This window comes from Thermostilla marina (assembly GCF_054657455.1).
Genome location: NZ_BAAHYR010000001.1, coordinates 2,260,474 through 2,286,367 on the forward strand (window position 1 = coordinate 2,260,474; position 25,894 = coordinate 2,286,367).

21 protein-coding genes are annotated in these 25,894 nt (G+C 59.1%); 11 read left to right on the plus strand and 10 right to left on the minus strand.

The features are described 5' to 3' along the window. The first annotated feature begins 162 nt into the window (after positions 1-162). On the plus strand, positions 163-759 hold the full coding sequence (gene amrA / locus ACYQ2I_RS08335; protein WP_460166550.1) for an AmmeMemoRadiSam system protein A: 597 nt from the start codon (positions 163-165) through the stop codon (positions 757-759). Between the two features lie 27 nt (positions 760-786). On the opposite strand, the gene pyk is transcribed toward amrA, so the two are convergent. After that, complete coding sequence (gene pyk / locus ACYQ2I_RS08340) at positions 787-2,232, minus strand: pyruvate kinase (RefSeq protein ID WP_460166551.1); 1,446 nt, start codon at positions 2,230-2,232, stop codon at positions 787-789. A gap of 362 nt (positions 2,233-2,594) precedes the next feature. Here pyk and ACYQ2I_RS08345 point away from each other — a divergent pair, with 362 nt between their 5' ends. From ACYQ2I_RS08345 to xylA, 4 genes are all read left to right on the plus strand, one after another. Continuing rightward, entirely contained in the window at positions 2,595-3,929 is a 1,335-nt protein-coding gene (locus ACYQ2I_RS08345) for a Gfo/Idh/MocA family protein (RefSeq protein WP_460166552.1), read from the plus strand. Positions 3,930-4,250: 321 nt separating this feature from the next. After that, a complete protein-coding gene (locus ACYQ2I_RS08350; RefSeq protein WP_460166553.1) occupies positions 4,251-5,585 on the plus strand; it encodes a Gfo/Idh/MocA family oxidoreductase in 1,335 nt (444 codons plus the stop codon). Between the two features lie 251 nt (positions 5,586-5,836). After that, on the plus strand, positions 5,837-6,649 hold the full coding sequence (locus ACYQ2I_RS08355; protein WP_460166554.1) for an SDR family NAD(P)-dependent oxidoreductase: 813 nt from the start codon (positions 5,837-5,839) through the stop codon (positions 6,647-6,649). Between the two features lie 232 nt (positions 6,650-6,881). Then, on the plus strand, positions 6,882-8,195 hold the full coding sequence (xylA, locus tag ACYQ2I_RS08360) for a xylose isomerase (RefSeq protein WP_460166555.1): 1,314 nt from the start codon (positions 6,882-6,884) through the stop codon (positions 8,193-8,195). 78 nt (positions 8,196-8,273) lie between these two features. On the opposite strand, the gene ACYQ2I_RS08365 is transcribed toward xylA, so the two are convergent. Further along, the gene (locus ACYQ2I_RS08365; RefSeq protein WP_460166556.1) at positions 8,274-8,894 is read right to left on the minus strand and encodes an HAD family hydrolase; all 621 of its coding nucleotides are present in this window, start codon (positions 8,892-8,894) and stop codon (positions 8,274-8,276) included. A gap of 352 nt (positions 8,895-9,246) precedes the next feature. Here ACYQ2I_RS08365 and ACYQ2I_RS08370 point away from each other — a divergent pair, with 352 nt between their 5' ends. Continuing rightward, positions 9,247-9,927, plus strand: a complete 681-nt coding sequence (locus ACYQ2I_RS08370; RefSeq protein WP_460166557.1) for a hypothetical protein — start codon at positions 9,247-9,249, stop codon at positions 9,925-9,927. Positions 9,928-10,053: 126 nt separating this feature from the next. Here the strand turns inward: ACYQ2I_RS08370 and ACYQ2I_RS08375 are convergent, their stop codons facing one another. After that, positions 10,054-10,905: a sensor histidine kinase gene (locus ACYQ2I_RS08375; protein WP_460166558.1), complete on the minus strand. Its 852-nt coding sequence runs from the start codon at positions 10,903-10,905 to the stop codon at positions 10,054-10,056. 317 nt (positions 10,906-11,222) lie between these two features. On the opposite strand from ACYQ2I_RS08375, the gene ACYQ2I_RS08380 reads away from it, so the two are divergent. After that, positions 11,223-11,483 (plus strand): hypothetical protein, encoded by a 261-nt coding sequence (locus ACYQ2I_RS08380; protein ID WP_460166559.1) that lies wholly within the window; start codon positions 11,223-11,225, stop codon positions 11,481-11,483. A gap of 88 nt (positions 11,484-11,571) precedes the next feature. Here ACYQ2I_RS08380 and nadD read toward each other — a convergent pair whose 3' ends face one another. After that, the gene (nadD, locus tag ACYQ2I_RS08385) at positions 11,572-12,210 is read right to left on the minus strand and encodes a nicotinate-nucleotide adenylyltransferase (protein WP_460166560.1); all 639 of its coding nucleotides are present in this window, start codon (positions 12,208-12,210) and stop codon (positions 11,572-11,574) included. Between the two features lie 295 nt (positions 12,211-12,505). Here nadD and priA point away from each other — a divergent pair, with 295 nt between their 5' ends. The 3 genes from priA to rnhA all read left to right on the plus strand — a co-directional run bounded on the left by priA (position 12,506) and on the right by rnhA (position 17,245). Beyond that, complete coding sequence (gene priA, locus ACYQ2I_RS08390; RefSeq protein WP_460166561.1) at positions 12,506-14,809, plus strand: replication restart helicase PriA; 2,304 nt, start codon at positions 12,506-12,508, stop codon at positions 14,807-14,809. A 97-nt stretch (positions 14,810-14,906) separates the two neighbouring features. Beyond that, positions 14,907-16,712: an ATP-binding protein gene (locus ACYQ2I_RS08395; protein ID WP_460166562.1), complete on the plus strand. Its 1,806-nt coding sequence runs from the start codon at positions 14,907-14,909 to the stop codon at positions 16,710-16,712. 59 nt (positions 16,713-16,771) lie between these two features. Then, complete coding sequence (rnhA, locus tag ACYQ2I_RS08400; RefSeq protein WP_460166563.1) at positions 16,772-17,245, plus strand: ribonuclease HI; 474 nt, start codon at positions 16,772-16,774, stop codon at positions 17,243-17,245. Between the two features lie 30 nt (positions 17,246-17,275). On the opposite strand, the gene recG is transcribed toward rnhA, so the two are convergent. The 5 genes from recG to ubiE form a co-directional block, all read right to left on the minus strand. Further along, the gene (gene recG, locus ACYQ2I_RS08405; RefSeq protein WP_460166564.1) at positions 17,276-19,366 is read right to left on the minus strand and encodes an ATP-dependent DNA helicase RecG; all 2,091 of its coding nucleotides are present in this window, start codon (positions 19,364-19,366) and stop codon (positions 17,276-17,278) included. A 53-nt stretch (positions 19,367-19,419) separates the two neighbouring features. Continuing rightward, a complete protein-coding gene (gene mqnE, locus ACYQ2I_RS08410; protein WP_460166565.1) occupies positions 19,420-20,553 on the minus strand; it encodes an aminofutalosine synthase MqnE in 1,134 nt (377 codons plus the stop codon). Positions 20,554-20,694: 141 nt separating this feature from the next. After that, positions 20,695-21,561: a 4-hydroxybenzoate octaprenyltransferase gene (locus tag ACYQ2I_RS08415; RefSeq protein WP_460166566.1), complete on the minus strand. Its 867-nt coding sequence runs from the start codon at positions 21,559-21,561 to the stop codon at positions 20,695-20,697. A 1-nt stretch (position 21,562) separates the two neighbouring features. Beyond that, positions 21,563-22,249 (minus strand): UbiX family flavin prenyltransferase, encoded by a 687-nt coding sequence (locus ACYQ2I_RS08420; protein WP_460166567.1) that lies wholly within the window; start codon positions 22,247-22,249, stop codon positions 21,563-21,565. Further along, positions 22,246-23,007: a bifunctional demethylmenaquinone methyltransferase/2-methoxy-6-polyprenyl-1,4-benzoquinol methylase UbiE gene (gene ubiE, locus ACYQ2I_RS08425; RefSeq protein ID WP_460166568.1), complete on the minus strand. Its 762-nt coding sequence runs from the start codon at positions 23,005-23,007 to the stop codon at positions 22,246-22,248. Before ubiE ends, ACYQ2I_RS08420 begins: the two co-directional genes overlap by 4 nt. Before the next feature lie 258 nt (positions 23,008-23,265). On the opposite strand from ubiE, the gene ACYQ2I_RS08430 reads away from it, so the two are divergent. Next, positions 23,266-24,036 (plus strand): 2-phosphosulfolactate phosphatase, encoded by a 771-nt coding sequence (locus tag ACYQ2I_RS08430; protein ID WP_460166569.1) that lies wholly within the window; start codon positions 23,266-23,268, stop codon positions 24,034-24,036. A gap of 30 nt (positions 24,037-24,066) precedes the next feature. Here the strand turns inward: ACYQ2I_RS08430 and ACYQ2I_RS08435 are convergent, their stop codons facing one another. Further along, positions 24,067-25,740 (minus strand): SpoIIE family protein phosphatase, encoded by a 1,674-nt coding sequence (locus tag ACYQ2I_RS08435; RefSeq protein ID WP_460166570.1) that lies wholly within the window; start codon positions 25,738-25,740, stop codon positions 24,067-24,069. Positions 25,741-25,894: the final 154 nt, after the last annotated feature.

Consider the following 25,894-nt stretch of genomic DNA (forward strand, 5'->3'; position numbering starts at 1 on the left):
TATTATTGCCGACGAATTGAGACTTGCCTATGACCCCGACGACCGACGCACGCACGTAATGCCGCATGCCCCCGCTGGATGGAATTGTCAAGCATCCGTCACAATAGATAGCAATCCGTCGAAGCCGACGGAATATCCGCCGAACGCGATCAGGAGACAATCATGGTCGGACTTTCGGACGACGATAAACGGTACTTGCTGAAATTAGCTCGTGATACGATCCGCAAAATTCTGTCGGAAGGAAAGCTTCCGAATGTCGACCCAGCCGAATTGTCGGAGGCCCTTAAGCGGGAAAGTGCTTGCTTCGTGACGTTACACCGCGGGAAGGAGTTGCGAGGGTGCATCGGACATCTCCGCCCCAGCGCGCCGTTATATCAAGCCGTGATGGAAAACGCCCGAGCAGCCGCGGTCAAGGATCGGCGTTTTCCCCCTGTTCGACTTGATGAGGTGGACGATCTAACGATCGAGATCAGTGTGCTGGACGAGCCGATTCCCCTTGAACGTCGACCGGGTGACGCGGATGAGGTCTTGAGTCGAATCGTGCCCGGCGAGTGCGGCGTCATTTTGCGAAAAGGTATGCGTTGCGCCACACTCCTACCGCAAGTTTGGGCCGTGTTGCCCGATCCGGAGGTGTTTTTGGATCGACTGGCCCAAAAAGCAGGATTGCCGGGCGACGCATGGAAGGATCCGTCGGTGCAGTTGGAAGTGTACCGCGTCGAGGCGTTTCAAGACGAGCCGACCGCACGGGAACGCAAGTGATCGGGGCGTCGCTCCGGTATCGATGCATCACGAGATTTGGTGAACGACGATCGCATTGTGCGCCGACACCGGCAGCCCCGTGCCGGTGATGAGTACAATTCGGTCGCCCGATTCGAGGAATTTTTCCTCTTTGCCCCACTCGACGACGGTTCGCACGATCGCGACGGGATCGTCGGCCGGTGCTTCCGGGAGCGGGATTACCCCCCAGTAAAGACACATCCGCCGAATTCCGACCGCAGAGCTGCTGACACCGATTGTCGGGACGGGAAATCGGTGTTTCGAGATGCTCAGGGCCGTTTGGCCTGAACTGGAAGCGACGACGATCAGCTTGGCTCCGAGATCGACGGCGATCTTGCCGGCATGGAGGGCCATGGACTCGGTAATCGCATTCAGTTCGTGGTCCGGTTCGGCGGCCGCACGAAGGGAGCCGGATGACGATTGTTCCACCGCCGTCGCGATTCGGTGCATCATCTCGACCGATTCGACCGGATACTCGCCGATGGCCGTCTCGCCCGAGAGCATACAGGCATCGGCGCCGTCGAGGATGGCGTTGGAGACGTCGGCCACTTCCGCCCGCGTCGGAAGCCGTGCATGCTGCATGCTGTCGAGCATTTGCGTGGCGATGATTACGGGTTTGCGGTGCTTCGTAGCCACGCGGATGATTCGCTTCTGTTCGACGGCAACGCGAGCGATGTCGATTTCGACGCCGAGATCACCGCGGGCCACCATGACGCCGTCGGCGGTCTTCACGATGGCTTCCAGGTTTTCCAACGCTTCGGGCTTTTCGATCTTGGCGATGATCTGGGTTTCGCCCCCGGCTTCCGTGATCAGATCGCGAAGGCGAAGAATTTCGTCGGGAGTGCGCACGAACGATAAGCCGACGAAATCGACTTCGTTTTGTGCCGCCCACCGGGCGGCTTCGCGGTCTTTCGGTTGTAACGCATCGACTTTCAATTTGACGCCCGGCAAGTTGATTCCCTGTCGGCTGCGGACGAGCCCCCCTTGAACGATGCGGCAGACGGCGGCATCGGGGGTGACTTCTTCGACACGCAGAGCGACGGTTCCATCGGCCATCATGACGCGATCACCGGGCGTCAGTTCGTCCAACAAGGTCGGATATGTGCTGGTGAATTCTCCGGGGACGGACGATCGGTTGCCGCGCACGAAGCGGACGGTGTGTCCGGTCACGCACAAGAATTGTCCCTCCGGCAACTCGCCCAACCGGATTTTGGGGCCTCCCAGATCGACCAGAACACCGACAGGAATCCTCGTCTTTTCCGCGGCTTCGCGAATTTGTTTGAGGCGCCGGGCGAAATCGGGAATGTCGCCGTGGGCTGTGTTGATCCGAAACACATCACAGCCGACTTCGATCAGTCGTTGCAGCGTCGCGACATCGTTGCAGGCGGGGCCGACGGTCGCGACGATCTTCGTTTGGCTGGGGTGTTGGGCCCGAATCACAGCGTGACCGACCATGTGTTTCCTCCCGGCGGCTCGGTTGACCGAGGCAGATTGTACTGCCCCCTCGGCGGGGTGCATCATCCCAACGCTGGAGACATCAGAAGCTCAAGATACGAGATCGGTCGATCGAAGACAATCCGATACGTTGTTGAGGCAAAGTGATAGATCGACGCCGCAAGCGATTGCGTTTCTCGTTCGGTTCGACTAGTTTGTCGGGTATCGATCCCACCCGATTGGTGCGCTGCGCAAATTGCATTTCCCCCCTGCCCCGCGCGGCCGCCGCTATCCGGCGACTTTGAGCGTTACGCGTCTTGGAAAGAGCCGAACCGAGACCGTGTTTTTCGATCGTTGGAATTTCGAGATAGAAGGAGTGGAAGATGTCCGTGATTCGTGCATCCCGTCGCCGTTTCTTGAAAGCCGGTGCCGCAATGGCGGGGCTGGCGAGTGTTCCGAGCCTTTGGATGCGTGCTGCGTCGGCGGAACCGGCCAGTGAACGCTTGCGGGGGGCCGCCATCGGCGTCGGCGGCCGAGGGACCGCCGACGGAAACGCCTTGGCGGCGTTCGCCGATATGGTTGCCTGCGCCGACGTGCACCGTGGAAATGCGGAAAGATTTGCCGCACGCTACGAAGGCAAGTGCGAGATCTACGGGGATTATCGGAAGATCCTCGATCGGGATGACATCGACGTCGTGACGATCGGGACGCCCGACCATTGGCACGTCAAGATCGCGATCGACGCGATGAAGGCGGGCAAAGATGTGTACTGCGAGAAGCCTCTCACGTTGACGATCGAAGAAAGCAAGCTGATCTGCCAAGCCGTGCGGGAAACCAATCGCATCTTCCAGGTGGGGACGCAACAACGCAGTGAATATAACGAGATGTTCCTCAAAGCGGTTGTTCTCGCCCGCAGCGGGCGGCTCGGCAAGAAGCTGCACGCGCTGAGCTCGGTCGGGCAGGCCACGGCGGGTGGTCCCTTTGAAACGGCGCCGGTGCCGGACTATCTGGACTGGGATTTCTGGCTCGGCCAGGCCCCGAAGGTGCCGTTCTGCCCGAATCGGATCGGCTGGAATTTCCGCTGGTGGTTCGAGTACTCCGGCGGCCAGGTGACCGACTGGGGGGTTCACCACACCGACATTGCGTTGTGGGCGTTGGGGGGTGAGAACACCGGCCCGACCGTCATCAAGCCCGTTAGTGCCGAGTATCCTTTGGGACGAGAATTGATGCTCGAAACCATGCTGGGCAAACGGCGCTGGGAAGATTTGCCCGTCGCGTACAACGTGGCGCACAAGTTCGATTGTGACATGGTCTTGCCCAACGGCAACACGATCAAGTTGTTCAGCGGCAAGAACGAATTGATCATCGAGGGCGAACTCGGCAAGATTCGTGTCAATCGCGGCAGTCTGACGGGTAGGCCGATCGAAGAATTGACCGAGGCCGACAAGAAATGGTTGCACGACGAAGTTCGTAAGCTTTACGGCGGCGAACCGGGCAATCACATGCGAAACTTCATCGAGTCGGTGAAGGCGCGCAAGCAGCCGATTTCGGACGTGTTCACGCATTGCAATTCGGTCAATGCCTGCCACATGGCCAACATCGCCATGTTGCTGAACCAGGAAATCCATTGGGATCCCGAAAAACAGGAGTTCGCCGAAGAGGATGCGAACAAGCTCATGTCTCGCAAGCAGCGCGAGCCGTACACGATCACGCTGTGATCAGTAAGGGTAACGGCGCGTTCGGCTTTGCTTTCGCCGATGCGAAATAAGGTGACGGCCCGAAAACGAAGGTGTCACAAGAATTTGCGGGCGACGAAGTGGTGGACTTCGTCGCCCGCGTTGTCAAAGCGGCATCGGAATTGTTCTTCACAGTCGGCGGTTGGTAGGTCGCGCACGTTGCGAACGAACGTTGCGCGAACTACAATCCACGCCGTATATCGAGCTATGAGCGATACGGTGAGGCTATGCCTCGCGAGTATTCGAAGAAGTTTTCCGTCCCCCCCTACCCCGTCCCGTAACGTTTTGAATAGGAGTCACTCCATGCAACGAACCAATACGTCACGTCGCCGTTTCTTGGGAACGCTGGCGGTCGGCGGTGCCGCGGTTGCCGTTCCCTCGCTGTGGGATGTCCGGCTTGCTTCCGGAGAGTCGGCAAACGAACGTCTGAACGTCGGATCGATCGGTGTCGGTGGACGTGGATCGGGCATCGGGCACGATGCCGGTGGTCGAGGCAACATGGTCGCGTGCGCCGATGTCGACCTTTCGCATGCCGAACGGTTTGCGTCTCGGTATGAGGGGCGCTGCAAAGTTTATAAAGATTATCGTGAACTGCTGGATCGCGACGACATCGACATCGTGACGATCGGAACGCCCGATCACTGGCACGTTCCGATCGCCATCGCCGCCTTGAAGGCTGGAAAAGACGTCTATTGCGAAAAGCCCCTCACCCTCACGATCGAAGAGTGCAAACTCATTCGACAGGCGGTGAAGGAAACCGGTCGCGTGTTTCAGGTGGGGACGCAACAACGCAGCGATCGTCGTTTCTTGCAGGCGATTGCCATCGCCCGCAGCGGCCGGTTGGGAAAGACGTTGACTGCGACCTGTTCGATCGGCGGTGGACCGGTCGGCGGTCCGTTTCCGGTCACCGATCCGCCGGAAACGCTGGATTGGGATTTCTGGCTCGGATCCACGCCGAAGGTGCCCTACAGCCGCGAACGTTGCCACGGGACGTTCCGCTGGTGGCTCGAATACTCGGGCGGAAAGTTGACCGACTGGGGGGCCCATCACGTCGACATCGCGCAATGGGGACTCGGGTACGAACACTCGGGGCCGATCGAAATCGAAGGCGAAGGCAACTTCCCGACGATTCCGGACGACTTCGATCCGGTTGCCTTCTTTGCCGGCAAGGTCACGTTACCCAATGCGTATAACACGGCGACCACCTTCCAGTGCACCCTCAAATTCGACAACGGGTCGACGATGATCGTGCGTCACGGTCCCGATAACGGTGTATGGTTCGAGGGCGAAAACGGCCGCATCTTCGTCAACCGCGGACGCATCTCCGGAAAACCGATCGAAGAGATGACCGAGGCCGACAAACAGTGGCTCGAAGAAGAGGTGCGCAAACTGTACAAGGGCCGCGAATTGCGAGGCCACATGAACAACTTTTTCGAGTGCGTGAAGGAACGCGCGGAACCGATCTCCGATGTCTACACCCATGTGCGGGAGTTGACTTCGTGTCACATGTGCAACATCGCCATGTTGCTCAAACGCAAGTTGCGCTGGGATCCCGAGAAAGAGGAATTCATCGGCGATGAGCAGGCCAACGCCTTGATGTCGCGTCCGCGTCGGGCGCCGTACACTCTCGACGTGTAAACTTCCCAAACTCGGAATTGGCGAGATCATCGCGTAGTCGACCGACGATTCAGAGCACCCGCGAGTTGGTGGAGATTCACCGATCGCGGGTGCGTTTCGTTGGCACGGTTTACCACGCGGGACGCATGCTGCCGAATCAAGACCGTCTGCTTGTCGTCGGGCGATATTGCCGTTAGGTTGAATCCGTCGGGACAAGCGGCATCTGCGTTCGGCCGGCAAAAGTGTTCTCTGCAATCGCATTCGGGTGTTGAATGGCAAGCGACTATTGGAAGGAAAAAGTCGTTCTTGTGACCGGCGGCTCCAGCGGGTTGGGCTGGACGATCGTGCAGGCGTTTGCTGCGCGTGGGGCGAAGATCGTGATCGTCGGCCTCGAGCCCGATGCGGTCGAGGCCAAGAGTGAAGCGTTGCGCCGTCGCGAGGTGGCGTGTCTTGGGCTGTGCGGCGACATTCGCCGGCAGGAAGATGTCGATCGAATCTTCCAAGAAACGCGAGAAGAATTCGGCGGGCTGGACGTGCTGGTGAACAATGCCGGTCGGTCGATGCGCGGAAGTCTGCGGTCCACCTCGCCGGAGCAATTTCGCGACTTGATGGAGCTGAACTTGATCGCGCTCGTCCGCTGCACCCAAGCGGCGCTGCCCGATTTGCTGGCGAGGCGGGGACACGTGGTCAATATCGGCTCGCTGGCGGCCAAGTCGGCGGCCCGATTTGTGGGAGCGTATCCGGCTTCGAAGCACGCGGTGGCGGCGTTTTCGCAGCAGCTAAGGTTGGAGTTGGGACCGGAAGGCCTGCACGTGTTGTTGGTGTGCCCGGGGCCGATTGCTCGTGACGACGAGCGGCTTTATCCGTTGGAAAACGCCGAGGAGGTTCCCGAAGAAGCAAGACGCCCCGGGGGCGGTGTGAAGGTAAAAGCGATTCGGCCCGAGGTCTTGGCCGATCGGATCGTGGATGCATGTGAACGGCGAAAACCCGAGATCGTGATGCCGGCGAAAGCGCGTCTGCTTTTTGCGATTTCGCAGATATCCCCTCGTTTGGGTGATTGGCTGATCCGCAAAAATACGCCATGAAGTGGTGATTCGTTCGGCAAGCGGCTTCGCCCCCTTGTGGGACGGGCTTCGATCGGTCACGATTAGGGCCAAACGGAATGGTCCCAATTCCCCCGACATCGGTTTTCGCGCGACCGCACGACCGATTCCTGAACCGGATTCGGTATGTTGTCGACAATGTGCGGTCGGTGGCGTCGCTGCGGAAACGATCGTCGCGTTTCATGCCCATTCGAACCAGTGAGGGAGTTTCCAGATGGCAGCATTTCCCGACATCCCCAAGATCCCGTTTGAAGGTCCCGATTCGAAGAACCCGTTGGCGTTCCGGCATTACAACGCCGACGAGGTTGTCGAAGGCAAGACCATGAAGGAACAGCTTCGTTTCAGCATCGCGTATTGGCACACGATGCGAGGAACCGGGGCCGACCCGTTCGGTGCGGCGACGATGTTGCGCCCTTGGGAAAGTGGTGACGACAGCGTCGAAAACGCCTGCAATCGCGTGCGGGTATTCTTTGAATTCTGTGAAAAAATCGGGGCTCCCTACTTTTGCTTCCACGATCGCGACGTGGCGCCCGAGGGCAAGACGCTGGCCGAAACGAACGCAAACCTTGATGCGGTCGTCAAGGTCATCAAAGAAGAAATGGATCGCACCGGCGTCAAGTTGCTGTGGGGTACGGCCAATCTTTTCAGCAACCCGCGGTACATGCACGGGGCGTCTACCAGTTGCAACGCCGATGCCTTTGCTTTTGCTGCCGCTCAAGTGAAGAAGGCCTTGGAAGTTACCAAGGAACTCGGCGGTGAAGGGTACGTGTTCTGGGGCGGCCGCGAAGGGTATCAGAGCTTTTGGAACACCGACATGAAGCGTGAGCTGGATCACATGGCGCGCTTCATGCACATGGCCGTCGACTACGCGAAAGAGATCGGTTTCACCGGACAGTTTTACATCGAGCCGAAACCCAAGGAACCGACGAAGCATCAATACGATTTCGATGCAGCCGCGTGCATCAACTTTTTGCGGGCGTACGATCTGGCCGATCACTTCAAGCTCAACATCGAGACGAACCATGCGACGTTGGCCGGTCACAACGTCGAGCACGAGTTGGAATATGCAGGAATGCAAGGGTTCCTCGGTTCGGTCGATGCCAACACCGGCGACCTCTTGTTGGGGTGGGATACCGACCAGTTCCCGACCGACGTGTACCTGACGACGAAGATCATGTTGATCTTCATGAAGTACGGCGGATTGGCTCCCGGCGGTGTGAACTTCGACGCGAAAGTGCGTCGCGAAAGTTTCGAGCCGGTCGATCTTTTCTACGCTCACATCGGTGGTATGGATACCTTCGCCATGGGATTGAAGATCGCGGCTGCCATGCGAGCCGACGGCGAATTGCAGAAAATGGTCGCCCAGCGGTACGCGTCGTGGGATGAAGGCATCGGTGCCGAAATCGAGGCCGGTAAGCACGACCTCAAGTCGCTCGAAAAGTACATGCTCGAAAAGGGTGATGTCTCGCCCAACGCCAGCGGGCGACAAGAGCTGTTCGAAAACGTCGTCAACCGGTACATCTTCTAGTACCAATCGAGAAACACGTGAAATTCGACGGGCGGCGCAAGGGATGCAACTTGAGCCGCCCGCAGTGTTTCTTGGGGGTCAGTAGTTGAAGCGTATGCCGAGATTTCGTAAATCGCGGGCGAGTTGTCGGCCGTCGGTGTATTGAACGGCCGTCAGCCCTGCTCGGATTGCACCTTCGACGTGTTGGGGCAGGTCGTCGACGAAGAAGATTTCCTCGGGATCCACGCCCGCCTGCTCGATGGCCGAAGCAAATATCTTGGCGTCGGGTTTCGAGGCCCTGGCCTGGTAGCTCAGCACGAACGCGCGGTAACCTCCGTCGAGAATGGCGAATCGTCGCCGACAATGTTCCCAGTGGATGTGACACGTATTGGACAAAATGCCCAAGGGCACGCGGGCGGCAAGCAAGCTCGCGAGAATCGGCAGCGTCTCGGTGTTCGGCCAGAAGATATCGGAGGCGGCTTCGATCAACCGCTCCTGCGGTGGACGGCACTGGAGCGCTTCGCAATAACGCTCGTAGAACTTCACAGTCGAAATCCGTCCGACTTCGTAATCGCGTTGAATGCCGTTTTCGAACACGACACGATATACGTCCTCGGGCGCGGCGTCGCTGACCTCGGCCATTTGCCGGCACATCCGATCGACGTCGAAATGGATCAAGACGCGGCCGAGGTCGAAGTACAAAAAACGAATCTTGGCCATGGTGAACCTCACACGATGCATGAGAAATCGAGGTGCCTCGGGAAAGCCGTTCGGCCGGGGGCAGTATCGTCCCCAACGTACGAAGTCGTCCGCCCGCTGACCAGCCCGACCCGGTAAGTTTTCAGGGCTGAACATGAACACGCTTACTCAGTCACCCATTCGTCGAGTCGCCGAAGCCGATCGGATGAGTATTGGCGGGTTGTGTAGTTTGTGTGAATTATCCAGACAACGGGGCTTGCCTCGTTCGGTTGCTGCGATTGCTCTTGCCGTCGCCGAACGCAATTGGGAAACTCTTCCTCTCTCATTTTCCTGGCTGAATTGATCGCCCGCTGTGGAAGAGAACGGAGTTCTCATGCGGTCATCCGTTGCGTACCGGAAGAACTTGGTTTGGTTGGCAGCCGGCGCCTTGGTTGTGGCCGTGGTCGCTGGTTGTGCCGAGCACGTGCTTTGGACGGCGTCGCCGGAACTGGCGGTTTATGAACCGAATCCGATTATGGTGCCGTATCAACCGCCTGAAACCTTTTGGGAAAACCTGGTTGAGGTCGTCCAACGGTATTTTGAGATCGACCATGAGGAACCCGTTCGAAACATCGGCGGAATTCTGACGGAAGGCCGGCTGGAGACACGTCCGAAGATCGGGGCGACGATATTCGAGCCTTGGCATCGCGATTCGGTGGGGCGCTACAATCGTGTCGAAGCGACCGTTCAGTCGATTCGACGAACGGCGACGGTCAAGGTCGTCCCGGCGGAAAACGGGTACCAGGTTTCGGTGCAGGTATTTCGTGAGTTGGAAGACGTATCTCGTCCGTTGGGAGCGACCAGTTCGGCCGCTGCTTTCCGGGATGACAGTTCGCTGACGCGCGTGGTCGGGCCGGTCGGCGCGCAGCAGGTCAACGAAGGTTGGATTCCCAAAGGGCGTGATACCGAACTCGAGCAGGCCATCTTGCGCGACCTGGTTGCCCGCTTCGGTCGAGCGTCTAGTTGCCGGCCGCAGACGGCGGACGAACTGGGCCTCGAGCCGCCCGGCTATTGAGGCGCATCGCGGTTCCATCGGTGGATTCGATTTCTTCTCGCACACGCCGGGAAAAACCAAGGGCCGGGTGAAGCGTCCAAAAGTAGCTTGCCCGGGGGGCTGCGTGTTCCCGATTAAACCGCTCGGTTACGACGAAGCGGCAGCGCGATCGGCATTGCTTTTCGGAGTTGCGATCGGCGGAACGTTTGCCGCTCTGGTTTGCTCGGTTTGTCGTTCTTCCTCGTCGTGGTACACGGGCAACCGGATCGTGAACGCCGTTCCCTTGCCGACGGTGCTTTCGACGCGGATGCGCCCGGAATGGGCCTCGATGATGTCTTTGCAGGAGGACAATCCCAAGCCCGTGCCGCCTTTTCCGCTGGCGTCGGGACCTTTCTTGGTCGTAAAGAAAGGATCGAAAATCTTCGGCAGGATTTCAGGCGGAATGCCCGTCCCGAAGTCGCGAATCAACAGATCGACGGTGTCGGCTTCGGGATCGTGCGACAGCCGAACGATCAAGCGGCCGCCGTTGGGCATGGCTTGTCGCGCATTGATCAAAAGGTTCAGCAGTACCTGCTGGATTTGGTTCCCGTTCGCCATTACGCGGGGGACGTCTTTGAGCTGGACGTCGAGCTTGATGCGATACTTGTTCATTTCTCGCTCCAAGAGGAGGAGCGTGTCGTCCAGCAAGGCGGCAAGATTGGTAGGTTCCATTCCCTGCGATCGGTTGCGCGCAATGCCCAAGACCCCGTTGGTAATGCGGGCACCTCGATTGGCCGCAGTGAGGATGGTTTCGAACGCTTTTTCGCGGGTGGCGGCGTCTTTGTGACGCAGTCCGTGCTTGGCCCAGTTGATGATCGTCATCAACACATTGTTGAATTCGTGCGTCGTCGTGCCCACCAACTCTCCAAGGGCGGTCAATTTCTCTGCCTCGGCAAGTTGCTTTTTGAGGAATTCGACCTGTTCTTGCAGGCTGGGCGAATCGTGGTTCGGCACGTCCATCACTCCTGTGCGAGATTCCCTTCGGTGGTCGAAAGCGATGATTTGCGAAGTTGTGTGTTTTGCCTCGGCGGCCGGCTCTTCTTTGCTTTGCTAGGCCGGTTATTTTTCCGAGGTTCAAAAATCTGCCGACAGCCAAGGCTGTAGTCGTATCGTCGAATTCGTCTGTGCGTCTACAGCCGTTCCTGATACAATCCGCAGACGCTATATACTTTGCCAAGATTGACATGTCGATCCGCACGGAGGGCGGATCGGGAGTATCGAAATCGTTTGATTTCCGTAAAACACATCGAATTCATCCCAGGGAAGGAGCGAGTAGGATGCACTCGGTCGAACGGATTCGTTTCTTGTTGGATTCGGCAAAAGAGCAAGGATGGGTGGTTCGCGAAGAATGGCTTTCGGGGGCCGGATGTAGCGTTTGTGAATTGCGGGGGGCTAAGGTGTTGTTTGTCGACCTTTCGCTGCCGACTTCCGAAGTGCTCGCGCAACTCGAAGAGATGTGCCGCGACGTGTCCGTCGTCCCGATGGAGAATGCGACAAGTCCTGGGGCGGTGACCTACCCTCGGCGCAAGACGGCGTGACCGATGAGCCGGTGAAAAGTCCTGTTTCGGCGGAACTGGCCGAGGTTGCCCACCAGCAGATCGGACTCCGGAAGTTCGCTGGCGGGGGTCATTTTCCCACGGAGCGTGGGGTAGTCCCGGGGCTGCCGTAGAGCCCGTGCGCGTAGATGTACTCTTCCACGGCACGGGGGGTCCGATAGCGAATGCTGCGCCCGGTGCGTATCCGTTCTCTCAAATCGGTGCCCGAAAAATCGACCTGGGGAGCAGTTACCACGAGGTTCCGAACAATCTCCAACCGGCCGGAATCCAGGATGTTCGCCAATCTGTCGATTTCAAGAGGCGGCATTCCGCAGCGTCGAACGGGCACGGGAATCGCGAGCTGTACGATCTCGGCGGCGCAGCGCCAATTCGGAAGATCGTGGAACATGTCCGTCCCCAAAAGGAGAAAGAGCCCGGCTTCGGGATATTCGTCCCGTAGGTGCCGCAACGTGTCGACCGTATAGCTCACTTCGTCACGGTCCAGCTCGAAACGGCAAATCTCGAAGTGAGGGTTGCCCCCGATTGCCAATTCGAGCATTGCGGCGCGATCTCGGGCGGGGGACAACGATTCGGCGGGTTTGTGCGGAGGGCGGCCTGCCGGTACGAAGAGCACGCGATCGAGTGAGAGTTGCTCGCGACAGGTTTCCGCCAAAAGCAAGTGACCGTAGTGGATCGGGTCGAAACTTCCGCCGAAGATGCCTAGTCTCATCGCTTTTCGCCGTCTGGAGCTCGATTTGGACCAATTGTTTCAGGGGATACCGGGGCAGGTGCATTCGGCCGGGCGATTTCCTAAGATGAACCGTGTGCCGACCTTGCATCAAGAATCGCCGAAGGCAGGCGGTGGACACTGTTGTCTCGCCCTCATGTGGTGATCATACCATCCGGTCCCCGAATGGGGTACGTGCCCGGCGGGGTTCGGCCGAAGGACACAATCTCTCTTTTAGTTCGCAGTGACAGCAAAAGAAAAGGCGCCGACAAAGCATGTCGGAGGTTTTCGGGAACGCATGACGTCGAAGCAGCCGCGACTTTTCGACACCGATCCGGAACCGTGGGAGCTCGATTCGCAAGAAGAGCAGCCGGTCGCATCGATCGTGTTTGCCAAAGGATTGGACGGCGTATTCGACTACGCCGTGCCGGAGTCGCTGTTGGACCGTCTGGCCGTTGGAATGCGGGTAGCGGTTCCTTTGGGGCGAGGAAATCACCGTCGCATCGGATACTGCGTGAACTTGACGCTGCGCCGGATCGCGGGCCGTCGACTCAAGGAAGTCGCGGACGTGGTCGACAACGTGAGCTTGCTTTCCCCCAAGATGCTGGAGCTTACCCGTTGGATCGCGGAATACTATCTTTGCGGCTGGGGCCAGGTTCTCGAAGCGGTGGTGCCCGTCGCGGTCAGGAACCAAGCAGGCACCCGGGCGATCAATCTGTACGACCTTGCCGGCGAAGTGCGCCCGCAACTCGAAACTGTGATGTCGCACTTGCCTCCCAAACAGCGCCGCGTCGTGGAAATCTTGGCGGCTTCGAACGAGCCCCTTTCGCTTGAGCAGCTACAGCAACTGGCTGGATGTTCCGCGGGACCGATTCGTGCCCTGGCCGGCAGGGGGATCCTTGTGTGTGAAAAAGAGCGGCGATTCCGCCCGACGGCGACTAAATCGCGAGACAGGGAAGAAGACGATCTTGAACTCAATAACGACCAACGCCGTGCGTTGAGCGCGATTCTCGAGGCCATTCACAGTGGAGAGCATCGCACGGTACTCATCCACGGGGTGACCGGCAGCGGCAAGACGGAGGTATACCTCCAAGCGATCCGCGAGGTGATTTCGTTCGGCAGGCAGGCGATCGTGCTGGTACCCGAGATCAGCTTGACCCCCCAGACGGTCAAGCGATTCGAGGCTCGGTTCGGTCGCGTGGCGGTGTTGCACAGCAAGCTGACGGATGCCGAGCGACACTATCAGTGGCAACAGATCGCCGAGGGACGCGTGCCGGTGGTGATCGGTGCCCGCAGTGCCGTGTTTGCGCCCGTTCCGCGGTTGGGATTGATCGTCCTTGATGAAGAGCATGAGTCGACCTTCAAGCAAGAGACCGTGCCTCGGTACCACGCGCGCGAGGTGGCCGCCAAGCGGGCCCAGCTCGAAGGGGTGCCGTTGGTCCTCGGGTCGGCGACGCCGTCGTTGGAATCGTGGTTTCGGGCCAAACGTCAGAAGGCCGTGATGGTGGCCATGCCCGAACGTATTTCGAAGTTGCCGATGCCCGAGGTCGAGGTCATCGATCTGCGGGATCGACGTCATCGTGTGGGAACGCGAGCGGCGATTACACCGCGATTGGCGCAGGCGATCGACGAAGCGATCGCCGCAGGCGGGCAGGTGATTCTGCTTCTCAATCGACGGGGTTATGCGACCCACATTCAGTGTCCCGGTTGCGGCTTCGTCATGCAGTGTCCCGACTGTGAGATTGCCTTGACCCATCACCGCACCGAAGATGTGGCCGTCTGCCACTACTGCGATTACACCGTTCCCGCGCCCATCGATTGCCCGGAGTGTCGCTTCGAAGGGATCCGCTACAGCGGGATCGGAACGCAGCGGGTGGAAGCGGAATTGCGGGCGCGGTTTCCGAAATATGTGTGCCTGCGAATGGACACGGATACGATGCGGGGACCGAACAGCCACGAGCAGGCGCTCCGGCGATTCCGTAGCGGCGAGGTCCACATTTTGCTGGGCACGCAGATGATCGCCAAGGGGCTCGATTTTCCAAGCGTTACGCTGGTCGGAGTGATCAATGCCGATACGGCGTTGCATCTGCCCGACTTCCGCGCCGCCGAGCGAACCTTTCAGTTGGTGACCCAGGTAGCGGGGCGAAGTGGGCGGGGAAGCCGCGGGGGGCGCGTGTTGGTGCAGACTTACAACCCGGAGCATCCCGCCATTCAAGCGGCCGCCCGGCACGACTACGAGGCGTTCGTAAAGAACGAATTACCGTTGCGGCGGGCCCTCGGCTTTCCGCCGTTTTCGCACGTGATTCGTTTCATTGTGCGGGGTGACGTTCCCGATCAGGTGCAGGCGACTGCCGCAGCATTGACACGACGTTTCCGCGAAGAGTCTGAGAAAGTCGAAAATGAGCGATATCGACAGTCGATCCGAATCTTGGGGCCTGCGCCGGCACCGATCGCGAAGCTGCGGGGGAAGTACCGGTACCACGTACAAGTAATGGGCGTTTTGTCGGCGATTCATCAGGCGGCGAAAGCGGCGACGGCACACTTCAAAGCTCCCGACGGCGTCGATTGGGTTGTGGATGTCGATCCCGGAAGCGTTTTGTGAGGTGTCTCGTTCCGTCACCCGATCGCGTCTGGCGAGAAATGCTTGCGTTCCCTAAAATGCGGGTTCGGAACGGAATTCCGGCCTGTGAGAGAACACCATGCCGTACCGTCGGTTGAACCGAGCCCTGATCGAGACGAGCCTCGAGGTCAAGTGCCTCGCGCTGTTCGGCGTTTTCTTGTTGTTGGTGATCTCGGTGAGCGTGTTGTTGTATTGGCGCGTGACCGAGGCGGTCGTCACGCGTCAAAATCCCGACACGGCTCGGTTACTGGTGGATCAAGTGATGCTCATCAAGCATTACGCCGCCATGGAACCGAGCAAAGACTTTGTCGAGTACCTGACCGGCGTCATCGAAAGCCGCGAGCAACAAGGGTATCGCTGGCGATTCATCCGGCCGCCCGATCGCGCCGCCGCGGCGGGGACGGCCGACGGAGCCCCGCGGGACGAATTGGAGGCGCGCTTGCTCCAGCATTTTCTTGATCTCGCGCTGCAAGGCGAGGTGCCCCAAGATACCGAAGATTCTCCCCTGTTTGCCGATCGGACGGTGAACAACGGCCAAGTCTACCAATACTACAGGCCGGTGTTCGCGAAGGAAAACTGTGTGGGGTGCCACAATGCGCTCGAAGGGCAAGGCTTCGATCCGCTTTCGGCGGGAGGAACGATCGAACCGTTGCGTCCCGGTGATCTGATGGCCTTGATCCAGGTCACTATCCCCAACGGGCCGACCCAAGCCGCCGTCATGAAGTATTGGAGCATGCTGCTGGCGGTCGCAATCATTACTACCTTTCTCGCGATGATTGCCTTTTACGTCACGATCCGGTACGTGATCGTTCGACCGTTGCGGCACTTGCGGTCGGTTTCGGAGGCGATCACCCAGGGGGATATCTCGAAGCGGGCGAAGCTCAATACTCGCGACGAATTCGAGTTGCTGGCCAACGCGTTCAACCGCATGCTGGGGCATTTGGTCGCCATTCAAGACGAGCTGCGGGACGTCAATGCCGACTTGGACTTGAAGCTCGACGAGTTGGCCCAACTCAACATGCAGTTGTACGAAATGAACCGTATCAAGAGCGACTTCATGGCGACCATGAGCCACGAGCTGAGGACGCCGTTGAACAGCATCTTGGGCTTCAGTGACGTATTGGCGTCGATCGATTCACTCGATGAAAAGCAACGTCGCTACGTGCACAACATCCAGCGGTCCGGCCGCATGTTGTTGGAGATGATCAACAACATTTTGGACCTTGCGAAAATGGAAGCCGGTCGCATGGAGATCCGGCCCGCCGATTTCCGAATCGAACAAGTCGTTCACGCGCAATGCGACATGGCAAGGCCATTGTCCGAAAAGAAGAACATCGAGCTTCAAGTCGACATTCAACCGAATCTGCCGCCGCTGTTCCAAGATCAAAATCGCGTACAACAGATCCTCAACAACCTGCTTTCGAACGCCATCAAGTTTACGCCCGAGGGCGGCTTGATCCGTGTGGTCGTACGCAAGGAAGGCGACAATCTCGTCCTTCAGGTTTCCGACACCGGCGTGGGGATCGCCGAGGAAGACCGGCAGATTATTTTTGAAAAGTTTCGCCAAGGCCGAACGGCGATGCCCTCGGGCGATGCCATTAAACGCGAATATCCCGGTTCGGGGCTCGGGCTTTCCATCGTCAAAGAATTGTGTCGCTTGCTGCACGGCGATGTAACGGTTGAGAGCGAGTTGGGCCGCGGAAGCACGTTCCGCGTCGTGTTACCGTGGAAACTCGATTCCGAGTCGATCGACATGCCGGAGAGACGCGAAGGGTCCGTCCAAGAGCAACTGGCCCGGTTCGCCCGCGGCGGGACACGGCCGATGACGCATTTGGGCTCTGTCGTGGCCGACAATTCTTCTGCCGAAGAGGAAGCGGAAGCATAACAGGGACATTCGCAATCGTCGGCAAGCATCTTTGACTCCGATTGGGCCTACACCGCACGATGAGCACTCGCGACGAATCGAAGGCGCACGTTATCTTGTTCACCGACGGTGCTTGTAGCGGCAATCCCGGGCCGGGAGGGTGGGCGTTCATTCTGCGCCATCCCAAGACCGGCAAGGAATTGGAGCGTTCCGGGGCAGAGGCCGAAACGACCAACAACCGCATGGAAATGTTGGCCGTCATTCGGGGGCTTGAAGCCTTGCAACGTCCTTGCCGTGTCAAGGTCGTCACCGACAGCAGTTATGTGGCCAAGGGCATCGCCGAATGGCTGCCGACATGGAAAGCCAATGGTTGGCGACGCCGAGTCCGAAATCGGTGGCAACCCGTGGCCAACGTGGATTTGTGGAAGCAGCTCGATGCACTTTTGAGCAAGCACGACGTGACGGTGGAGCATGTTCGCGGACATGCCGGCCACCCCGAAAATGAACGTTGCGATCAGATGGCCGTTGCGGCCTATCAAGCTTTGCGGTCGTAATCCGTGTCGAACGTTCCGGCCGTTCGGAAACTAGCCGACGTCTCCCAGGTCGAGCGTCTTGCCGTAGCGGGTCAAAACCATCTTGCGCAGCAGGGCATGTTCGGGGCTGCGCAAATCGGGATCTTGCTCCACCAATGCCTGAGCGTCGCGGCGGGCTTCCTCGGCGATTGGGGCGTCACGCAAAAGATCGGCGATCCGAAACGGCGGGATGCCGTGTTGCCGTGTGCCGAGGAGTTCTCCCGGCCCGCGCAATCGAAAGTCGATTTCGGCGAGTTCGAAGCCGTCGGTTGTTTCGACGAAGGCCTTCAATCGTTCTTGGGATTCGGGAGTCTGCGATTCGGCGAAGACACCGCAGTAACCGGGGTATTTGCCGCGCGAGATGCGTCCGCGAAGTTGATGCAGTTGGGCAAGTCCGAATCGCTCGGCGTTGATGATCGTCATCACGGTGGCGTTGGGAACGTCGATTCCGACTTCGACGACCGATGTACAAATCAGCACGTCGAGTTCGTGCCGGTGAAACCGCTCCATGATTTCGCCCTTCTCGGCGGAACTCAACCGACCGTGGACGATGCCGAGGTCGTATCCGGCCAGTTCTCCCTCGCTCAGAGAGGTGAACACGCTCTCCACGCTTTCGATCTGCCCGGAATCCGATTCCTGAACGAGGGGGACGACGACGTATGCTTGGCGTCCCTTGTCCAGGTTGCGACGCACGAACCCCCACCAGTCCTTGCGCTTTTCAGGTGGAACCAGGTAGGTGTGGACCGGCTTGCGACCGGGAGGCGACTCACGCAGCACGGATACGTCCAGATCGCCGAACAAGAGCATCGTCAACGTCCGTGGGATCGGCGTGGCGGTCATGATCAGGCAGTGCGGGCGCCGGTTGCCGCACCGCAGTGCGGCCCGCTGACGCACCCCGAACTTGTGTTGTTCATCGATGACGACGACGCCGAGTTTCGCAAAACGAACTTGCTGTTGGATCAATGCTTGGGTGCCGACGACAAGATCGACCTCACCGGCGGCTATTTCGTAAAGTGTTTTTTCTCGTTCGGCGGAGGGGAGTCCGCCCACCAAGAGACGCCGTCGGACGTGGCTGTGTTCAAGCAGCCGGTCGATCGTACGGAAATGTTGACGGGCGAGCACCTCGGTAGGAGCCATCAGCGCCGCTTGATATTCATGGGCGACGGCCGCCAGCATCGCGTAAACGGCGACGACGGTCTTGCCGGATCCGACGTCGCCTTGCAAAAGTCGATTCATCGGATGCGGCCGAGCCAGGTCGGCTTTCACTTGTTCGATGACGCGATTCTGTGCTTCGGTCAGCTCGAACGGAAAGAGGCGGCGAATGCGGGCGTCGATCTTCGCGGTGACTTCCAAAACAGGGGAAGCCGTAAGATCGACCGTCCTCCGGCGATGGATCGCCATCCCCAGTTGCAACAGCAACAGTTCTTGATATACGAATCGCCGCCGCGCCTGGGCCAGTGTTTCATACGAATGGGGAAAATGAATTTCACGAACGGCACGATGAATCGAAAAGAGATCGTGTTCGGCGCGATAGGCGTCCGAGAAGACATCTTCCAAGAGCGGCGTGTACCGCGGAATCGCCGCACGCATGATGCGGCGTAAATGCCATTGCTGCAAGCCTTCGGTCAACGGGTAGATGGGCAGCAATTCCCCTTGCGGGGCCTGGTCGGCGCCTAACGGAATTACCCGCGGGTGCGTCATCTCCCACATGAGACCGTTCTTCTTGGGCTTGCCGACGACCGCCACGCGCCGGCCCGCGGGCAGCTTCCGACGGATGTAGTCCTGATTGAACCAGATTCCGCGAAGATAGCCGCCGCCTTCTTCCCCACGGAACAAAACCCCGATCAAGATGCGGCCGGAACGTGTTCGACGTGTCTCCACATTTTCGACGACGGCAACGACCGTTTGGAGTTTGTCCTCTTCCAATTGGTCGATCGTTCGGCAATCACGCGCGTCTTCGTAGTCGCGCGGAAAGAAGAAAAGCAAGTCACAGGCCGTGCGGATGCCCAGCTTGATGAGAAGTTCGGCGCGCGAAGGACCGACACCTTTCAGAAATTGAACGGGGGTGTGCAGCTCGTCGGGCGAATCTTTGCGCGGATCCATGCCGTACGCTACAGGACGGGAAGGTCGTTCGGAAGCGAATCGACAGCCTGTCGCTACGACGATTCGGCGATCCGCCATTCCGTTCCGTCACGCACGACGCGCCGGTACAGGCTGTCCCGTTCCACCGGTCGACGACCGGCTTCTTCGATCAGACCACGTAGTTGCTCCACCGTCAATGCGTCCGGTGCCTCTGAGCCGGCTTCATGGTGGATCTGTTCGTGGTACACCGTGCCGTCGAGGTCGTTTGCCCCGTACGCCAAGGCGACCTGAGCCGTGCCCACGCCCAACGAAATCCAGTACGCCTTGATGTGCGGAAAATTGTCGAGAAACAACCGTGAGACGGCGATGACGCGGAGGTCATCCAACGACGTGGACTGCTCCAAGCGCGAAAGTTGTGTTCCCTTCGGGTGAAACGACAGGGGGATGAACGCCTGGAAGCCGCCGGTTTCGTCTTGCAGTTCGCGCAGACGCCGCATGTGATCGATGCGATCGGCGGGGGATTCGAGGTGCCCGTACAGCATCGTGGCGTTACTTTTCAGCCCCAGTCCGTGCGCGGCACGGTGCGCCTCCAGCCATTGTTGGGCGTCGGCCTTTCCCGGCGCGATTTGCTTGCGGACGTGCGGTGCGAAGATTTCGGCGCCCCCGCCGGGGAGGCTTCCCAACCCCGCTTCGATCAACTGTTCCAGCACCCAAGCATACGGTTTCTTCGTCAGACGGGCGAACCAAACGATTTCGACCGCCGTCCAAGCCTTCAAGTGTAGATTCGGCCAAGCCTCGTGGATCGTGCGAAGAATGTCCAGGTACCACGAAAACGGCTTTTCAGGGTGAATTCCGCCTACGATGTGCAATTCCGTGGCGCCGCGCTCGACCGCCGATTGAGCCCTCGCGAGCATCTGGTCGAAGTTCAGCTCGTAAGCGTCGGCGTCGCCGGCCTTGCGGCTGTACGCGCAGAACCGGCAGTTGTAGACGCAGAGATTACTGGGATTCAGGTGATCGTTCAGATTGTAATACGCGATGGGGCCGTGCCTTTCGAGGCAGCGTGCTTCGGCCAGTTGTCCCAAGGCGTGCAAATCGACCTCGGGCGAAAACAGGTAAATGCCGTCGTCGACGGAAAGACGTTCGCCGGCGACCACTTTTTCGCGTATGGCGTCGAAACGCGTATCGTGCCGCGTTGATGAAAGCAACATGGAGGTCTCCGTGATTGGTGTATCACCGTCTCTTTGCCGGCCGAGGGGCGTACCGGTGGAGACGACTCTTGTTTCCAATTCGGTATGAACCGTCACCTCCGACTTCGGAAATGGTGCGATCGGCAGGTGACGGTAGTGCCGTCACAGCAGCCAAATATCGATGGCGCCGATTACAAACACTCCAATACTGATCACGGCGTTGACGTGAAAGAAGGCCACGTTCACCCGCGTCAGGTCGTCGGGGCGGACGACGCTGTGCTCATAAATCAATAGCGCTGTAATAATTCCGACGCCGATCAGGTATGTCGCGCCGAGCCTGGGGTACCACAGCGGGACGGCCGCCAGCAGGGCGACGACAATCGCATGGCACAACGCCGAAAGACGCAAGGTCCGGCGGATGCCTAAACGTGCGGGAACGCTGCGCAATCGCACTTTGCGATCGAATTCGGCGTCTTGGCACGCATAAATCATATCGAAGCCGGCTACCCAAAACAAAACAGCAAGTCCCAGCACCACGGGGGCGGCAGCCGGTCTTCCCGCAATTGCCACCCACGCCGCGATCGGTGCCAGCATCAACGCCGTACCGAGCCAAAAGTGCGACAATTCGGTAAATCGCTTGGTGTAACTGTATCCCAGCAGAAACAATAGTACGGGAAGCGAGGCGGCAATCGGCCATCGATTCGGCAAGAAAAGCAGGGTCGACGCAACGAAGCCGAGACAGCAGACCACGGTGAACAACATAACCGTGCGAGTAGATATTTCGCCGCGCGGCAAGTGTCGATTCGCCGTGCGAGGATTCAACGCATCGTAATGCCGATCGACCAGCCGATTGAACGCCATTGCCGCGCTGCGGGCGAATACCATGCAAAGCAGAATACCTGCCAAATCTCGCCAGCGAAAGGGCGTTTCGGCCCAGGCCATGACGGCTCCCAACAACGCGAACGGCAGGGCGAACACGGTGTGGCTGAATCGGACGAGCTCAAGAAGCCGGCGAATCGATGCGATCACGTCAGCTCCCCCAGCGGCGGATCAGGGCGTTTTCGATTCCCAGTTGGTCGGCAATGCGGGCCACGACGAAGTCGACCAGATCGCGAACGCCGGTAACCCCGTGGTAAAAGCCGGGCATGGCGGGCATGACGATCGCCCCGGCTTTGGCTACGCGGGTCATATTTTCCAAGTGTACGACCGAAAGCGGGGTTTCACGCGGTACGAGAATCAACGGTCGTCGTTCCTTCATATGGACTTCAGCCGCTCGATGAATCAGGTTCGTGCCTGTGCCGTGAACGATGGCTGCAAGCGTCGCCATGGAGCAGGGGCAGATCACCATCCCATGCGTCAAGAAGGAACCGCTGGCGATCGCAGCGGTCAGTCGCTTGTAGTGATGGTAAATGATCTCGCCCGGTTCGCCGGTGGAAACGTCGAGCACATTGCTCGATTCGCTGGACACTCCTGCCAGGCTGCGGATGATCCGCAGTTTGGCGTCGTCCGAATCCGGACCGCGATCCAGAAGCAGCATGCCGGGCTGGAAGTTCTCGAGATCGACCTGCATGTCGAGCTCTTCCCGCAACACGGTGGCTCCTGCCGAGCTGATCGTCAGGTGAACGTCGCAGGCGGCCGCCAACAAGACCTCCGCCAGACGGATGGCGTATGTCACCCCACTCGCTCCGGTGATCGCCAGGACGACTTGTCGTTTCATTTCGTACCTATATACAGGGTTGCAATGCCGAACGTCATGGGAAGAAACCGCACGGAGTGCAGTCCGGCGCGTTCCATTTGCTGACAAAGCCCCTCGTATTGGGGGAATTCCGAGACGCTGACCGGCAAATAATTGTAGGCCGCGTAGCGATTGCCCGCCAACGCCTGGCCGATTCTCGGCAGCACGCGGTGGAAGTACCACGCGTAAAGCTTTCCGACAATCCCTCGGGGCAGTGTGAATTCGAGGATCGCTACTTTTCCACCGGGTTTGGTCGTCCGGACCATTTCGGCCAATCCGGCGTCGGTATCGGCCACGTTGCGCAGGCCGAAGGCGACGCAGACGAGGGCGAACGTGTCGTCGGCAAATGGTAGCCGCTGTGTGTCCGCCTCGAGCCAAGCAATGCTTTCGCAACGTTTCTTATGTGCTTTTTGCCGGCCGATGGCCAGCATGGGACGACAAAAATCGGCTGCGATGATGCGGCGTTCTCCGCGGAACCGTCGTTGCAAAGCGAACGACAAATCGCCGGTACCGGCGCACACGTCGAGAATCGGTCCCTCCGGCAACGGCAACACCCGTTTGGCCGTTCGGCGACGCCAATAGATGTCGACACCGGCCGACAGCAGATGATTCAGAAGATCATATCGCGGGGCGATCTCGGCGAACATGTTGCGGATACGTTCATCGGACTTGTCGATGACCCGCGTCTGGCTGGAATCTACCGGCGGTCGGTCGGTGGTTCGGGAGGGGCGACTCAACATACCGTCTCTCTGGGAAACGCGATGCCCGGGCAGGGAACATCGGCATTGAAAAGTGGAGGCTTTGTGTCGGTTTCTGGGAATTGGGGGTACGATCCGTACAATCGGTGTATTCTACCGTGACCGTCGTATCGATGGCGGAATTCACAGGTTGCGCATAACCTTTTGGGGGCTGAGCGGCGAAACATGTTCAAAGGCGATGCCGATCGCCGAAAAGATCATTGCGCAAAACATTGTGTCCCCTAAAATGAGGGGGTGTTCATGAATCCGAGAATCATCGTCCATTCGTTACCTAGTTTGGCGGAACCGTCGGAACTTTCCCAGGGGACGGTCGTGGTAATCGACATTCTGAGGGCGTCGACCACGATCGTGTACGCCTTGGAAGCCGGGGCGGAGGCGGTTTATCCCTGCCGCGACCTCGAAGATGCCCGTCGAACGGCAGAGAGCCTAGGCGACAACGTGTTGCTCGGAGGTGAACGCAAGGGTTTACCGCCGGAAGGATTCGATTTGGGAAATTCACCCGGCGAGTACGAAGCGGACCGGGTCGCCGGCAAGCGGATCGTTTTCACGACGACCAACGGGACGCTCGCGTTGTCGCGCTGTGAGAAGGCCGAACGAGTCCTAATCGGGAGCTTCGTGAACGCGACGGCCGTGTACCAAGCGCTGCTGACCGAAACGAAGGCAATTCACTTGTTGTGCGCCGGAACCGACGGTGACTACAGCCGCGACGACACCTTGTTCGCAGGCTTCCTGGTTGATCGATTGCAGCGTCGCGGCGGGTTGCGTTACGACTTGAATGCGCAGGCGATCACCGCTCGCGAGAATTGGCGATCGACCTTTGCGGAACCCTATGTCGTCGGAGCCGAGCCGATCACCCCGGAAATGCTTGCCGAAAAGCTGCAAGACACAGAGGGCGGACAAAACTTGGTCGAGATCGGACTGACCGGCGACATCCTCGATGCGGCGCGAATCGACAAATTCAAGTCGGTACCCGAATTGGACGTCGATGAATTCGTCATCCGCAGGCCCTAAGCAAGTACCGGTCACAGCCGGCGCCTTCCTTCAGGAGCCTTCTTTTCGCGAGATCACGGTAAGGCAGATATCGTCGCTTTGCGGTTGTTCGCCCACGAAGCGGTGGACTTCCTGGACGATGCGGTTGCCGATCGTTTCGGCAGTGGCTTTGCCCGTCGGCAAGGAGCGAATGATTCCGTCGCGTCCGAAGAACTCTTCTTTGCTGTTCATCGCGTCGGGAACGCCATCGGTGTAAAAGATGACGGCATCGCCGGGAGCGATCGTGAATGTCGTTGTCTTATAGGTTGCCGAAGGGAGTACCCCCAGTGGAAGTCCGGCGATTTCGGCACCGACCGATTCGAGCTCCCCGTTGGCCCGACGCACGATCAGGGGGGGATGGCCCGCGTTTACCAGCACGATTCGATGCGTGACCGGATCGAGTACGGCCACCAGCATCGTAACGAAGCGGCTTTCCCATTGCGGTTGGCAGAAGATCTTGTTCAGTCGGGTGACGGCCGCCTCGGAGGCGCCTTCGGTTGCCAGGCAATATCGCGTTTCGGCCGAGAGTTTTGCCATCAACAGCGCCGCTGCGATCCCTTTTCCCGACACGTCGCCGACCACGATTGCCAAACGTCGGGCGGGCAAGGGAATGTAGTCGAAGTAATCGCCGCCCAACTCGTGGGCAGGATCGTAGTAATCGTAGAACTCGTAGGCTTCCAGTTCCGGTCGGTCGGCCGGTAAGAACCCTTGTTGCACCTTGTGTGCCAACGCCAGCTCGCGGCGCAGCAATTCTTCCCGCATTAACGCCTCGTGGAGCATGGCGTTTTCGACGGCCACAGCCGCTTGGTTGGCCGCACCGGCCAGCACTTCGAGGTCGCCGGCGGTGAATCGCATCCGAGGATCGCGGGTGTCGAGCTGGATGACCCCCAGTACTTTGCCTTCTGATGAGACCAACGGCGCACACATCATCGAGTGGATCGGAAAGTCGACGATACTTTGGCTCATCAAGAATCGCGAGTCGGTCGCCACGTCACCGGAGAGGATCGCTTTCTTCTCAGCCATGACGCGGCGGATGATCGTACCGCTGATGCGCGGGCCGCCGGAGGGGTCTTCTTTGCGGCTTTTGAAGGCTCGGGGAACCAATCGGTCGCGGGTTGGGTCATACAATACGACAAAACCGCGGTCGGCCTGTACAAATACCTTGAACAAGCTTTCCAGAATCTTGTCGAGGACCTTTTCCAGCGAAACCGCCTTGCCCAGATTGTGGCTGATCTCGATCAGGGCTTTCAGCTTGGCTTCTGTGTTTACCTCCAGCCGAAGGTTTTCCCGCGTGGCGACCACGTCGATCGTCGACATGATCGTCGAGTTACCGGGTTGTTCTTCGTCGAGGAAGGCGGTTTCCGGTTCGCCCGAGGCTGCCGAGCCCTTCGGCACGGCCGACTCTTGGAATTGGAAGACGAGGTCGCAGATACGGATACGGTCTCCCTCCCGCAGACGGTGTGGAGCGATCAAACGTTGGTCATTGACGAACGTTCCGTTACGGCTATTGAGGTCTTCGATGATGTATCCCGTTTCCGTCCGGGTGATGCGCGCGTGTTGACGGCTGACGGCCCCGATTTCCAGCACGATGTCGCAGTCGGGATGCCGTCCGAGGACGGTTTCCGGCTCGTCGATGCTGTAGGTCCGTCCGGCGTTGGGCCCCTCGATGATGTGAAGAACCGCCATGACAAGTCTCCCTGCCGACCGCACGTTGTCGGTGTCGGTTTGGAATGATGCTGCCGCGTCGCTTGGGACGACTCCATACCGGTCGCAAGGTGAGCAAGACAAACGTGCGGGAGGCCGTAGGTCCGAGAAGCGGCACGATACCGCCTGACGGTAT